The following is a 15015-nucleotide window of genomic DNA, read 5'->3' on the forward strand; positions in this document are numbered from 1 at the left end:
AGCGCTGAACCGTGGAAGAATTTTCACCGGAAAATATCACAATCATATTGCCTGCCTATAACGAGGAACAGGCCGTCGGTTCGGTGATCCGCGATTTGCGGGATGAGCTTCCGGAAGTGACGTTACTGTTGGTTGACGATGGAAGCGTTGACAATACGGCCCAAGTTGCCCGTGCGGCAGGGGCTCATGTTATTTCGCACCCTCGCAATCGTGGTTATGGGGGAACATGGAAAACAGGTTTGAAAGAGGCCACGACTCCGTTTGTCATGTTTTTTGATGCTGATGGTCAGTTCACGGCCCAACAGGCCCGTGCATTGATCAAGCAATGGCAGCGGACCAAGCCCGCGCTGATTTCTGGTGCACGCAGCAGATCTTCTCATGTGGACCCGGTTCGCAAACCCGGTAAGATGATACTGTCGGGGTTCTCGAGGCTTCTGGTGGGGCAGCAAATCCCCGATCTGAATTGCGGCTTGCGGATCTACCGACGCACTCAGCTGTTGTCATTCGCAGAGTTGTTGCCCAATGGATTCTCAGCCTCCGCAACATCGCTGATCCTTTATCTCAAACAAAAATTCGACGTGAGCTTCATGCCCATTGAAACTCGCAAAAGGGTTGGCAAGTCATCGGTTTCTGTAATCAAGGATGGCTTTAATGTGCTTCTCCTGATCACCCGTCTTGTGGCCTTATATGATCCAATTCGCTTGTTCTTGTTGCCCTCGTTTACGCTGGCCGCTCTGGGTATTGTTTACTCGGTGATCGTGATTGTCGCACAGGGGCTGGGTCTGCCGGTCCTTGGCGCTGTGATGCTTCTGACATCTCTGATCCTCTTTTTCATGGGGATCGTTTGCGATCAGGTTTCAGCCATCCGTATCGCACAAGCCCGTACCGACGCGGCCTTGGCGCGTATAGAAGCAGGCACCACGCAAAAAGATGAAGCTGCATGAACGGTGCCGCCTGTGCGGCGGTACAACAGAACTGCGATCGGGCTATCGCTTTGGACAGTTTGACCTGTTCAAATGTGGCGCATGCGGGTTTCAGCAAATAGACCCAGAGCCTTCTGGTGCAGAACTTCAAGAGCTCTATGGGACCCTCTATTTTCAGAAAGCCAAATATACCGATCCAAAAGCCATAGAGCTTGAGTATGAGCGTCGCCACAATTTGATGGCTCGCGCCGGATTCAAACCCGAGGATAGTCTGCTGGAAATTGGCTGTGGAGCAGGGCAGTTTATCGCAACCTGTGCAGATACTTACAACTGGTATGGTATGGACTTTTCAGAGGCCGGAATCGAGGAGGCACGGACCAGGCTTCCGAATTTACCTGCCGACAGGCTGAGATCACAATCAGTTGAAGATTTCAACCCCAGTCTCCCGGACGGTGGTTTCGATGGTGTGTTGATTTTTGACACAATTGAGCATGTATACGATCCGCAACCAGTTTTGAAGCGCGCAGCAAGCTGGCTCAAGCCGGGAGGTCGTATGATCGTAACAACCCCAGATATTGGCGCGAATATGGCTAAGCTTACAGGCCGTCGGTGGCCATTTATGACACCACCGGAACACCTTTCATTTTTTACTCGTCCCGCGATGGTGCAGGCGCTGAAAAGTGCTGGGTTATACACATCATATTCCAAGTCTATGGGCAAATACGCCAACGTCGCGTTCATTGTCTACAAGGCGGGTAGGGTTGGCCTGTTGCCGAAGTCATTGGGAAAGCTCGCGGTGAAGATGGGTCTGGGCAAGCTTACCATCTATGTGCCGACCGGCGATGTAATGTATATGATTGCTGAAAAACAGCGGGACGCCTGAGGAATGTGCGGCATCGCAGGTATCTTGGCGCTAACGCAGACCATTGACCCAACAAAAGCTGAAGCTTGTCTCGCGACGATGTTGGATCGGCTTCATCATCGTGGTCCTGACGAACGTGGACAGTTTAACGGTGATCGCGTCTGGATGGGTAACACACGTCTTGCGGTCGTCGGTGAGGAGAACGGTCGCCAGCCGATCTGGAACGAAAACCGCACTGTCGTCGTCGTAATGAATGGCGAAATCTATAATGCTCCAGACCTCGTACGCAGCCTGACGGAAATGGGACACAGGTTTTCCACCGACACTGATACCGAAGTTCTGGTTCACGGATACGAGGAATTTGGGCTTGAAGTTCTGGATCATCTCAACGGAATGTTTGCCTTTTCAATCTACGATTTGCGCAAGGGCAAGGTGATCATTGCCCGCGATCGCTTTGGCATGAAACCCCTTTATATTCTTAAGAGCCTGTCGGTGCCTGGTGATCTGCTATTTGCCAGCGAGCTCAATGCGCTCAAATCGGTCAAGGGCTTCTCGAACAAATATAGCCCCGAAGGGCTCGCCACCTTTCTCGGCAGTATGTATGTTTCCGAGCCCTTTACGGCATTTGAGGATATACGGGCGCTGGAACCGGGATGTGCTTTGGTTTGCACTGCGCAAGGTCAGGAAAAACACCGCTATTGGGATATGACTTTCAATCCCGACAATAGCCGTCGCAATGAAGCCGATGCGATTGCGGCAGTTGCCGATGTGCTTCCACGGGCGGTAGGCAGGCACCTGATGGCGGATCGACCTGTCGGGACACTGTTGTCTGGAGGTCTTGATAGCCGGGCAGTCTCTGCGGCGGCCTGGGCGCAAGGGGGGACCGGCCGAGCTTATACGGTCGGATATGACGAGGCCGCTTTTGACGAAAGCCCATTGGCTGCTGCCTGGACCAAGGCGCTGGATCGTGAGCATCATGTTTTACGTCTTGGCGAAGCACAATTCGCTAGCATTGTCCCAAATCGCTATGCTGGACATGGTCAGCCTTATGGAGTCTGGGTCAATTCGGCGTCCGAAGCCCTTGCCGGAGAAATTCGCGCGCAGGGCTACAAGGCGGTGCTGACCGGAGAAGGTGGTGACGAGTTGTTCTGCGGCTACCCGACTCTTCATGCTGCGAATATCGCACGCTACTACCGATACCTTCCCGCGCCCGTCAGATCTCTGATCGCCAATGCCACCGATCTGCTGCCAGCTGGATCTAGCCGACTTCCGCTTAGTTTCATGGCGCAAAGCTTTGCAAAATCCGTGACGGGTGATCTATTACGCAGCTTCTACGGTTTCAAAGAAGTCATTCGCTATCGTGATTGGAAAGAGGCGTTGACACCGGAAGCCTATGCGATAGTTGGTGAAATTGATCCAGCGATTGCGTTCACCCAATACCGCGAGCGGATCGAGGACTGGCCCCTGATAGACCAGCTTTCATACATTGATATCAAGAGCTTTCTGGCATCCTGCAGTCTGGTTCCGAACGACAACGCCTATATGTCGCAAAGTGTCGAGACGCGGATTCCGCTTTTGGATGTTGAAATGGCGGAGCTGGTTAAAACTCTGCCATTGGGGGTCCGGTTCCACGCGACAGATCCCAAGCGGCTTTTGAAGAAAGCCTTGAACCACTATTTGCAGCAGAGCGCACCCGATGCCGTAGCCGCGCTTGGTCCGTATAAGAAGATGGGATTCGAGGTTCCGACTACTGTTTGGATAAATGGTCCCCAATTCGGACCCGTGATCGATCATTATCTCAGCCGTGGGGCCGTCGAGCGCGTTGGCTTTTTCAATCCTGATTACATTGAGCGCATTTTGAGCGCGCAGCGAACTGGGCGTGCAAATAACGAACGCATCTTGCAAACAGCAATGGCGTTGCAGCATTTTTTGGGATAGCGAAGTCAGGGTCCGAATGCCGAACAACGAACTAAAGGGTTGAACGCCTATGTGCGGGATTTTCTGTCTTTCGCTCGATGCCAATCACAATCTCGACGCGGCAATCCTGACCCGATTGACGCGCGAAATGCTCCTGATTGCCGAACGGCGGGGCCGGGAAGCGGCGGGAGTCTGCACCTATCAAAACGGGCGGACTTTTTACATCAAGCGCCCAAGTTCTGCGTCTGCAATCGTTCGAGGTCCGGAATTCGCCGAGTTTTCCCAAAAAGCCTTTGTGAATCCCGACAACGGCGGTGTTGCAATTATTGGTCACGCAAGGCTGGTTACAAATGGTCTCAGAGCCTTTCATGACAATAACCAACCCTTTGATGACAAAGGATTTGTGGGGGTGCATAACGGGGTGATTGTCAATCACAGCGAATTCTTTGCCCCTGACCTTCCCGTGCCCGAGCTGGACAGCTTGGCAATCCCAACCCGGTTGCGCCACCATCTTGATGCTGGCAACTCCGCCGAGGACGCCAATGTGGCCACGCTGAACGATCTTCAGGGGGTCGTATCATACCTGATGGTTGACACCGTGTTCGGTCAAATACATGCGGCATCTAACAATGGCTCGCTCTATGAGGCGCGGTTGATGCGTGATGGTGCTCCGGTCGGCCGGATTCTTATGTCCGAGCGGGAAATGCTTCGGTTGATGGAAGCGCATCTTGCGAGCGTTGGTATCCAGAAAGGTGATGTCCGCCGCTATGATCCGGGCACTGTAGACAGCTGGTGCGTGACCGACGGCCAAAAGGCAGTCAAACCAGAAGCGCCTACGAAACCGGTGGATCTAAGCGCGCTTACGGACCCAAGAAACGCCGAGCTACGCCGCTGCACAAACTGTCTGCTGCCCCACACCATGCCCTTTATCGAGTTTGATAATGCTGGTGTATGCAACTGGTGCCGCAACAGCCTTCTGACGCCGCTGAAAGAGCGTGACGAACTGGATGCGCAGCTCGAAAAATTACGCAACATCACAGATCGCCCCAATTGCCTTATGGCGGTCAGTGGCGGACGAGACAGCTGCTATGGTCTTCACGTTGCAAAGACAGAACTCGGGCTGAACCCGATTGCCTTCACTTACGATTGGGGCATGGTGACAGACTTGGCCCGACGCAACACTTCGCGCGTCTGCGCCAAACTGGGCATCGAGCATATCATCGTTTCGGCGGACATTCCTCGTAAGCAAGAGAACATCCGCAAGAATATCGAAGCATGGCTCAAACGGCCGGAACTTGGGATGGTTCCGATATTCACAGCGGGTGATAAACAGTTTTATCAGCACGCGAACCGCTTGCAGAAAGAACTGGACGTGCCCGCGATTATCTTTTGCGAGAACGGGCGCTACGAGAAGACTTGGTTCAAAGCGGGGTTTGCCGGCATCAATGAGGGGAATCGGCGGCTTTGGAACCTGTCGATGATCGAAAAGTTCCGTTACATGTCGTATTATGCAGGTCAGTTTCTGCGGAACCCCGCTTATCTGAACCGCTCGCTACTGGACAGCATAGAAGCGTTCATCTCGAGCTATTTCCTCAAGCATGACTACATTCAGCTTTTTGACTATATCCCGTGGGAAGAAGAAACCGTCGAACGCGTTTTGATCGACGAATATGGTTTTGAAGTCCCAGAGGGTTGTCCGACTACGTGGAGAATTGGCGACGGAACGGCACCGTTCTACAACTTTATCTACCGCACGGTTGCTGGGTTTACCGAGTTTGATACCTTCCGCTCAAATCAAATTCGCGACGGTAAGATCACACGAGAATTCGGTGCCGAACGTATTCAAATCGAAAATGAACCCAGGATGGACGATCTTCGCGAATACCTGGCGACCGTTGGAGTGAATTTCGACAAAGCCATGACGAGGATTCTGTCAATCCCCAGACGGTATTGATTCACGGGGCATATCAGACGTGCGACCATTCTTTGAAGCCGGAATATCAAGTCGTACCGAACAATCTGGGTTTCCACACCCGTAGCAGATAAAGCTGCGCGATCTCTGCGATTCCCGTTGCTACCGCTGCGCCTTGTGGGCCGAAATACGGGATCAGCACGAGGTTGAACACCAAGTTTAGCATTGCGAGGATCGCAAAGAACGCTGTTTGTAAGACTGGTTGCCCTCCCTGGGTGAACGATTGATTGAGAACTATCGCAGGAGCTGCAACTGTCGTCGCGAGGCCCATGATCAAAAATACTTCGGTGGAGGTTCGACTATCTTCGGCACCCAGCAGCACTGGGGCGGCAAAAATCAGCAACCCCGAAGCGCATATCAGCGTGACGATACTGATTGCCCTGCCAACTAACGCCAAGGACGAATACAACTCGTCAAATGCAGCCCTGTCTTGATGGAACAAATAGTTGGCAACCCGCGGATTAATGACGCTTTGGACCGCAGCGAGAAGCATACGCAATCCGTCTGCAAACATCGCGCCAAGAGCGTACATGCCCACAACCCTGTCGGATGCCAGAAGACCCAGAACCAAAACATCTATCCTACTGTTCACATCCGACAGCAATCCGATTAATGCACCCCGCCAACCACGTCCGTTCTCGCTGATCATGATCGCAAATAGTCTACTAAACTCCAGACGTGTTCCCCTAGTATAGAGCCAAAGCATCACCAGCATGAGCGCAAATATTAGTGCCTCGGATGCCACAAACAGCCATCCAAACCACCCTGTCGGTGCGTGCAGGATTAGCAAAGCCAGAAATGCCAACAGCATAGTTGGCATACGAATACCCTGCAGGACCGCATAGGTTTTGAGATGTTCCATCCCATTGAGCGAGTGAACGCCAACCTTGTTGAGGCCAAACAACATTACCCCTAACCCGACCGCAGGCATGGTTTCTGCCAGCTCCGGGCTGTCGAGAACTGAACCGATGACCGGTGCCCCGTGCCACAGCAGCAATGCCATCAGCATGCCAACCGCGAGAACGGGCAAAAAAGCTGCTATCAAATAGGTACGTGCGCTGGGGTCCGATGCGCCATGGCGGGAAAAATAGTATAGTGCCGCAAAGGCAAAGCCACCCGCCGATACCTGACCCAGAATAAGGAAAAACAACAGGGATTGGCTGAATACGCCGAGCCCCTCAAAGCCGTAGTACCTACCGATCAACAGGTTTAGCGCAACACCTGAAGCCGCCAGAGCAGCCACAGAGCCGATGTTGGCGAACAAAGTTGCCGGGTCACTGACTTGGCCCAATGCCTGACGAATGTTTTGAATTGCCCCGTTTATCACGACAGGATTAATAGGCGTCTTAGATTGAATGTGCCAGTGTATGTCAGGCGGAATAAGCGGGGAATTGTCATTTTCACAGCGTCCTGTCTAAGTGCAGGCACCTGCGCCCTGACGATTGGGCAATGTCTACGAAAGGTGCGCTTTGTCCTCTATTTGTCATAATAGTCGCGAAACCAGTCGACAAATTTCTGAATTCCATCTTTGAAATCGGTCTGAGGGCGATATCCGGTCAGACGCTGCAGCAGGTCCGCGTTTGCCCAGGTTGCCGGGACATCACCCATTTGGATGTCCATGTAGTTTCTGATAGCTTTCTTACCCAGACAATCTTCGATTGCGTCGACAAAATCCAGCAACCGCACTTTGTCCGAGTTACCTATATTGACGACGCGGTAAGGTGCAACCGGGCTTAGGCTGTCACCTTCTTCGATGTCTTCCGGATTCTCCGGACGCACCGGCACGGCTTTGATTAAAAGAGAGATCGCGCGTACCAGATCGTCAACATATGTGAAATCGCGGTACATATCGCCGTGGTTGTAGATATCGATCGGCCGGTCATCCAGTATCGCATCGACAAATTTATAAAGCGCAAGGTCAGGCCGACCCCATGTGCCGTAAACCGTAAAGAACCGGAACATGGTTGTGGGCAGATCCCAGAGATGGGCATAGGAATGGCCCATGCTCTCATTTGCTTTTTTGGTCGCCGCATAGATCGTCAACTGCGTATCTGCCTTTTCGCATTCATCGAACGGCATTTCTGTGTTGGCACCATAAACCGAGGACGTTGACGCCATGAGCAAATGTTGAACTTTGTGGCGACGTGCGGCTTCCATGACATTAAACGTGCCAACGACATTGCTGTCGATATATGCGCGGGGATTTTCAAGGCTATAACGGACACCGGCCTGTGCCGCGAGGTGAACGATGACATCGGGCTCGAAGCCGTCGGCGACGACATCGAATTTCTCCGCGTCTTCCAGCATTCCTTCATCGCAGGAAAAATTGGGGTTCTGCAACAGTGCGGCATGGCGGCGTTGTTTCAAACGGACGTCATAGTAATCTGTCATCCCGTCAAAGCCATGCACTCTGTCTCCATTCGCGAGCAGCAGTTTGGCAAGATGAAAACCAATAAACCCGGCTGTGCCGGTAATCAGAACTTTTTGCACCCGTCTGTTTCCTTGTTTTGTTGCTTAGTTAAGAACACCCTAGGGCTCTGGATGCGAGTTGAGAGCCTTCTCAAATCATTATTCCAGCCATTCGGTCAAGCGATGACCCAGCATAATTGCGCCCGCACGGGTCAGATGGCCTCCGTCATATGAAATCAAAAGCCCGTCCTCGTTCGTATTGCGACACGTTTTACCATTGCCGCACATCAGGTTTGAGATGTCCACGAATTGTGCCGGTGATAGAGTTTCGTTCATGGATTGATTAGTAGCCAAATGGCCTTGGCTCATTTCAACCATTATGTTCTCGTTGCCGGTTTCGAATTCCGTCATGTAGCGCTTGAGAGACATACCGGAACCGAAGTTCTTGCGTCCCATAACCCGAATTCTTGCCAGTGTCACGTCGCCAAGGTTTTCAAGACTTTCAGGCAGATTCTCGACTTGCCAATCTTTCCAGCTGGATACCAGCCAAATTTCATCCGCATGCTCTATCCGGGCTTGCAGCGTTTCGTCCTCGTAGCCTGGCCTTTTTGCACACAACTCACGATCTTTAGGAGCGATAAGATCCGTGAAATCACGTTTCAGGAACAGGTTACCGCAGCGCCCAGATATGTAGAAGGTCGAAAGTTGAAACTTGTCTGCCAATGGAGATTCCAGCACGGCGTTAAGCATGTCCTGCGCGTAGCTGTCACCGATAATCAGCAACTTTTTTCGTTGATCAGTCCCATCAAACTCTGCATTTTGGAATTCTGAGAACTGCCCGCGTACATAGTTTGCTGGATCATCATATTGTTCGAATACGGCTTGATGGTTTGCGGCATAGCGACCCGGTACACCCTGCGTCCAAGTGATAGTCAGCCCAGCCACGATCAGCATGACCCCGGCCGTCCCTGCCGGCAACATTATTGTCATACCGGGGAAAATCGGACCTTTTCTAAAGGGCGTTTCAACAAACTTGTAGCTAAGGAATGCAAGCAGCAGCGTTAAGCCACACAGCACTGCCATCAACCAAAGCGGCGGCTCATGCCAACTCAGATATCGGGCATAGGCCAAAACGGGTTGATGCCAAAGATATGCAGAATAGCTGATCAATCCGACACCTATGCAAACCGGATTGGCCAAAATAGGGAAAGACCACGTGCCTCGACGCTCGAACAAGATGATCAGAACGGTTCCCAGCACAGGTGCTAATGCATAAGGGCTAGGGAATGGCGTGTGTTTGTCATAGAAATGGATAGCATACAGGATCAGCGCAATACCCAGAACCGATAGAACTCCGGACAGGGCCGAACTTGGTCGCCACGGGTTTGGGCGTCCCATATAAAGTGCGGCAAGCGCGCCGGCCATCAACTCCCAAGCGCGGGTTGGAAGCAGGTAGAATGCGGCTTCGGGTTTGCTCAACGCGCCGAGATCCCATGTGACAAATGCAAAACTGACCGCAAAAATCAGACTTAGCACGACAAAGACAATCTTGAGGCCAAATCGCCAGAGCAGCGCGAGCGCAATCGGGAAGAAGATATAGAATTGCTCTTCCACAGCCAATGACCAGGTATGCAGAAGTGGTTTTAGTTCGGTCGCGGTGTCAAAATATCCGCTTTCCATCCAGAAAAAGAAGTTAGACCAGAACGTTGTGACCGCAAAAACGCTGAGTGAGAAGCTTTTGAGATCTGCCGGAAGCAATATGAACCAACCCGCGACAAAGCTTACCACCACGACGCAGAAAAGGGCAGGAATGATGCGCCTTACGCGACGCTCATAGAACTTAAGGATCGAATAGCGACCCTGTTCAAGATCGCTAACGAGAATTGTTGTGATGAGATACCCAGAGATTACAAAGAACACATCTACGCCGACATAACCTCCTGTGAAATAGGGGAATCCTGCATGAAAAAGGATAACCGGGATCACTGCAAGCGCGCGGAGGCCGTCAATTTCTGGCCTGTATTTCATATTTTAGCACCACCCATAAGCTGTTTTAACAGCATTCAGCTGAGCGGCGCGCGAGAATTTGTTCAGGATCAAACCCGGACTACGCGCATGCACAGATGCGCGCCAATCTTCATTTTGCAACCCGTCAATAACGGCCTGAGCCAATGCATCAGCGCTTCGCATTGTCAGCCTTGCGGTGTCATGGTCGGCAATTGCTTCGTTTATGCCACCAACATCCGGGGCGACAACGGGCAATCCTGCGAGTTGAGCCTCGATCACCGCGTTTGGCAGGCTTTCTGTACACGTGGTCATTAGGAACAAGTCCATTTGCCGCAGATAGTCGAACAAGCCCTCGGACACCAGGCCGGGCAGTACGAACTGATCTGTCAGCCCGGCTGATGCAATGGCTTTTTCGATGTCTTTCCGCAGGGGTCCATCACCGACCATTAGAAAGCGGGTACCCGGGATTGCGGTGTTCACTCTTTTGGCGACCGAGACCCATAGCAGCGGATCTTTCACCGGAGAAAACCGAAAGACGCCGCCAACAGTCAATTGTTGGCCGGAATCTGGATTTGGTGGGCTCAGTTCCTCAAAGCCAAGTTCTTTGGGCTCAATGGCGTTGTAAATGGTTGTAAAGCGCGTATCGGGCAGACCTGTTGCTTGGGCCCAATCATTAGCAGCGGCCCTGCTGTTTGCCGCCAGAACAACCTGCGGGAACCCCGCGCATAGTTTGATGGTGTATTCGGACAGCCTCTCGCGCAGGCTTTCGATCTCGGACCCCGACGACTGCTGGCCGCGTGTCATCGATCCGAAATGCACAACAACACGCGGCGTACCTGAGATAACCGCTGCCAGCGCAAGTTCGGCGTGTAGGCCGCCTCTTATATGCACAACCTCCGGACGCAACTCGTAAAGGGTGCCCAAAGCCGCGCGAAGCCACCGCATTCCTATCGCTTCAGATAGTGACGCAACACTCTGTAGAGTAGGCTCGTCTTTCCACGGGTCGGGCAGCGAGACCGGCATGTCATCAAATTGATGATTTGACAGTTTGCTATACCCGCTTGGAAGCTTGTAAACGTTTTTGGGCTGCTCTTTTGTGAGCATATGCAAAGACGAAACCAAAGGGTCCTGAGCAAGGTTTGCGATTAGATGTGTAACCTGCCTCTCGGCTCCGCCAATTCCCAGCGAATGATTGTACAACAGAACTCGACCGGCGTGCGCCTTGTAGGGTTGCGTCGGTTGCTCTTTTTGGCATTTGACCCAATGCCTAAGTACCGAAAAGGCGATGTCATGTTCGGGATCAACCGATATGCCTTGCTTTGAGAACGCGTCCAATGCAGATGCAATGCGCGTGGAAAGGTGTTCATTGATGCTAAAGTGTTTGAGGTCTGAACTAACTTCCGCCGCCTCAGCGTAACGGCGAAGATCAGCCAATGACAGCAGCGCACTTCTTTCCGCGACTATGTCTATGTGCCAGTTTTCGCGATCCCCCAAAATTTCTATCGCGGATTTCGGTCTCCAGGATTTCCATAGCCTGAAAGCCATGTCTGAACGCGAGATTTTTTCGCGGCCATATAATTTGTACAGCCAGCTTACATAACGCTTTACGACATCCTCCTTGCCCAAAGCGTGCAACAGCTTGGTTCGCTGGAAATGATCATTGGGGCGAGCATAACGTGTGCGACAAATTTTGCGGCAAAGAAACATTGCTTCGGAGTACTCACGCTCTCGAATCAGTTCTTTAATTTGCGCTCGTGCCTGGTGAATCTCACGCTTTGCTTTCTTGTGTCGCCGCTTGCGGATGAAACCAGGTAGCCGAAGCCGTATCGAGAAAGGGATTCCGCTTACTTTATATAAGCTTATATCACCCAATCTCATCCGCTGCCCCATAGTCTTTTTGAAATACTTTTTGATAACCGTTGGTTGGTTTGAACACTACGCCTCTCAATCAAAGATGCTTATAGTAAGAAACCTAAAAGATTCAACCACGGGAAGCCCGTTCACTGGCATCAGGCGGTAAGCAGCGACATCTATTGAGTTTCCCGAATCATCATAGTAATTTTGCGGAGTTTTTTGCCCCGCACTTTCGAATGTCGGGGTATTGTGTGGCGATAACTTTTTCGTAGCATTTGTACCGGACTTCAGCTTTAGGAACACAGGTGAATACCCCTAGAAGAAAAAGCGGACGCAAAGGACGCAAGCTGTCTCGCTGGGCTCGTTTCCTGAGAGCTCTGCAACGACCCCAGATATTGTTTCTTTCTAAGAAAAGAAAAGCAGAGATGAGCAGCAGCATAGTCACTGCGTATGATCTGCTTTTTGCTGAGGGCCTTGAAAAGTCACTTGCACACCTTAGACGAAATGGCCTTTACCATTCGCCCGGAACGCAAGAGATGTTCAAGGCTATCGCCGCATCGAACGATTCGATATGGACTGAGAACTTCAACCTCTGGCTGAAACCGCACAGCCGCTCATCTATTAAACTGAAGCCTGGGGATGAGGCGAGGTTCTTTCGCATCGACTTTGAAGACTTGCCGCCCGTTTCTGGTGAATTGCCGAAGATATCCGTGTTCATGCCTGCCCACAATGCTGAGGCAACGATCAAGCAGACCGTGCAATCAATATTGCAGCAGACATGGACAAATCTGGAACTGATCGTCGTGAATGACAAGAGCACGGACCGTACCCCTGACATTCTTATGGACCTGGCACGGCAAGACCACCGTATTGTTGTTATCCATAGCTCGGCCAATGTTGGCCCCTATGTTTCCAAGAACCTTGCTCTTAGTAAAGCAACCGGCGACTTCATTACATGTCATGATGCAGATGATCTGGCTCTGCCGGATAGATTGGAACGGCAAATCCGGCCACTGTTGGACAACCCAACGCTTGTGGGCACCTATGGTCATATGATCCGAGTGGACGAGGCTGGGCGCCTGAATCACCCATCTCGCATGCTTAATCACAGTTTCGATGGAGTTTTGCGTCGCGCATTGATCTCGCTGATGTTGAAGCGAGACGTATTCTCGAAGGTTGGTTTTTGGGATAGTGTGCGCTTTGGTGCTGACTCTGAGTTCCTTGCGCGCGTCGAACACTCGTTCCCCGATCTGGTTCTTGAAGACAGAACTTGTACAATGCTTTGTCTTAACAGGGAGGGTAGCCTCACGAATAACCCGACAACCGGTATTGCTGTTCGAACCGGGCTTTCGCCAATTCGGATTGAGTACCGTGATAGCTGGAGGAAATGGCATCAAGAGCACAGGAACGAAGTACTCTATCGCTCTTTCAGCAATCAAACACGGGAGTTCGAGGCACCTGAGGGGATGGCTATCCCGCAAAATGACATCTTGAAAGTTCAAGGTTAAGTTGGGTTTAGACTTTTGGTCGCGACTTAGTCGTCGCGGTGAGGGGCTGTTGGAGTTGTCACATTAACTGCCGTCCGACCAAAGAATGCTGGCACCCATTTGGACCGAATTTCCAGTCAAATTGATCACGCCAATTCGATCCACTAAGCCATGGTTGAAAGAAGAAAATGCGAAGATACCTGACAAATGGGTTGCTTGAACTGAACAATGCTCAGCCTAGGGTTCAATCCGCTGTGTGTTCTTGGGCGGAAGAAATTCCCTTTTTGTCGGCTCCGATGCCGGTCGCGCGGCTGCCGCAATCGGCTATCCTCTGGTTGAGACCACCAAGCTCAATGGTGTTGATACCCAAGCCTAACTGAAACGGGTCCATGCCTAAATAGTCTGTCAAAAGCCACCCGCCTCAACGAAGTCATACCATGACGTCACATTGCGTAGGTGGTGCAACAGGGATCCGCGCTGCCCAGACAAAGCACACAGACCGAACCGTCGCATGTAGGGCCGACTTGACCTTGGAAACCCGCCGATGCAAAAGTGAATAACGGGATTGGTGGTAAGATCGCAGGCTCGTAAGGGCTTACTTGCCCTGGTGGATCGTTCCCCGGGCCCAATGTCATTCTCTAGCTGCCTCCCATAGCGGAGCCAAGGCGAATTTATCGAGTTCGGGTTGCAACACGGGGTGCTGCCGAATCAGGAAATGACGAAGAAATACACCGATGAATAGCGGTATTTCAAATCTGGATTATTAGCCTACCTATTTCCGAGAAAAGCTGACCTGTTCACTGCGGCGAAATATATGGTGATCGAGGTTGCTGACTGGCACACGGATAGGACCACGGCCGTCAACCAGATGTGACAGGCCGATTTCACCTGCTTTAAGATCATCGGTTAGGGTTGGTATTGACTGAGCTCGATCCTGGATGATTGCATCTATTAGATCATTTTCTGGAAGCTCCGCATAACCACGCGAGCGGGCGAAGTCACCCACTCATCCTGACAACAGATACCGGGACAAAATCTAACGATGGCACCGGGCCAATAAAAACGAGCCTCGCCAGAAAACCACAGTTTGCCTGGTGAATATGAACGTCAGTTCGACTCTTTCGTCAATTCCCATAATATCCAGCACAACCACGAGAGCCTTAACAATATATACCCGACGATATCTACTTCGGGCGCAATAAATCCCCATCAGAGAAAGGTACTAAATCAAGAAACCAACAATTCAGCAACGCCGCTTGCTACATCAAAAACAAGCGTGCATTCAAACACACAAACACATCAAGTGGGGCACTCCTGCGAACAAAGTCTCAGAAGAGCCTAACCAATCATGAGCGCACGCCCGCCTTTGAATTGGTTGTTGAGATCAAACAAAGTCAATATGCGTTTCAAAGTGATCTAACAGGAGGCAAGCTTTGCTCGAACAACTTAAATCTGACTTCAAGCGAAGCTCCCCGCTAATTCGAATATCGATCATAGCTTTGTTCCCTCTCTACCTGCTGTACAGGCTGCACCGATATCGGCGAGACATTAGGCGCAACCGCATCAACACTTCTTTCAGCGTGC

Annotated in this window: 10 protein-coding genes; 5 read left to right on the forward strand and 5 right to left on the reverse strand. The window is 51.6% G+C overall.

Going from position 1 to position 15015, the window contains the following annotated elements; all coding sequences use genetic code 11:
- Positions 1 to 11 precede the first annotated feature (11 nt).
- The 4 genes from AC2FI7_RS18530 to AC2FI7_RS18545 are packed head-to-tail and all read left to right on the forward strand — an operon-like array spanning position 12 to position 5656.
- Positions 12 to 944 carry a glycosyltransferase family 2 protein gene (locus AC2FI7_RS18530; protein WP_496815698.1) on the forward strand — a complete coding sequence of 311 codons (933 nt, stop codon included), beginning with the start codon at positions 12 to 14 and terminating at the stop codon, positions 942 to 944.
- The gene (locus tag AC2FI7_RS18535; protein ID WP_010443075.1) at positions 931 to 1806 is read left to right on the forward strand and encodes a class I SAM-dependent methyltransferase; all 876 of its coding nucleotides are present in this window, start codon (positions 931 to 933) and stop codon (positions 1804 to 1806) included. Before AC2FI7_RS18530 ends, AC2FI7_RS18535 begins: the two co-directional genes overlap by 14 nt.
- A gap of 3 nt (positions 1807 to 1809) precedes the next feature.
- The gene (asnB, locus tag AC2FI7_RS18540) at positions 1810 to 3723 is read left to right on the forward strand and encodes an asparagine synthase (glutamine-hydrolyzing) (RefSeq protein ID WP_010443076.1); all 1914 of its coding nucleotides are present in this window, start codon (positions 1810 to 1812) and stop codon (positions 3721 to 3723) included.
- A gap of 49 nt (positions 3724 to 3772) precedes the next feature.
- A complete protein-coding gene (locus tag AC2FI7_RS18545; RefSeq protein ID WP_496815699.1) occupies positions 3773 to 5656 on the forward strand; it encodes a hypothetical protein in 1884 nt (627 codons plus the stop codon).
- Positions 5657 to 5702: 46 nt separating this feature from the next.
- Here AC2FI7_RS18545 and AC2FI7_RS18550 read toward each other — a convergent pair whose 3' ends face one another.
- The 4 genes from AC2FI7_RS18550 to AC2FI7_RS18565 form a co-directional block, all read right to left on the reverse strand.
- Positions 5703 to 7001 carry an oligosaccharide flippase family protein gene (locus AC2FI7_RS18550; RefSeq protein WP_496815700.1) on the reverse strand — a complete coding sequence of 433 codons (1299 nt, stop codon included), beginning with the start codon at positions 6999 to 7001 and terminating at the stop codon, positions 5703 to 5705.
- 149 nt (positions 7002 to 7150) lie between these two features.
- Positions 7151 to 8164, reverse strand: coding sequence for an NAD-dependent epimerase/dehydratase family protein (locus tag AC2FI7_RS18555; protein WP_496815701.1), 1014 nt, complete (start codon positions 8162 to 8164; stop codon positions 7151 to 7153).
- Between the two features lie 78 nt (positions 8165 to 8242).
- On the reverse strand, positions 8243 to 10111 hold the full coding sequence (locus AC2FI7_RS18560) for an acyltransferase family protein (RefSeq protein WP_010443080.1): 1869 nt from the start codon (positions 10109 to 10111) through the stop codon (positions 8243 to 8245).
- Between the two features lie 3 nt (positions 10112 to 10114).
- On the reverse strand, positions 10115 to 11635 hold the full coding sequence (locus tag AC2FI7_RS18565; RefSeq protein WP_496815703.1) for a glycosyltransferase: 1521 nt from the start codon (positions 11633 to 11635) through the stop codon (positions 10115 to 10117).
- Between the two features lie 584 nt (positions 11636 to 12219).
- Here AC2FI7_RS18565 and AC2FI7_RS18570 point away from each other — a divergent pair.
- Entirely contained in the window at positions 12220 to 13452 is a 1233-nt protein-coding gene (locus tag AC2FI7_RS18570) for a glycosyltransferase family 2 protein (RefSeq protein ID WP_496815704.1), read from the forward strand.
- A 223-nt stretch (positions 13453 to 13675) separates the two neighbouring features.
- On the opposite strand, the gene AC2FI7_RS18575 is transcribed toward AC2FI7_RS18570, so the two are convergent.
- Entirely contained in the window at positions 13676 to 13840 is a 165-nt protein-coding gene (locus AC2FI7_RS18575; RefSeq protein WP_010443083.1) for a hypothetical protein, read from the reverse strand.
- Positions 13841 to 15015: the final 1175 nt, after the last annotated feature.

The sequence above is a fragment of the Ruegeria sp. YTSA064 genome, from assembly GCF_059610325.1.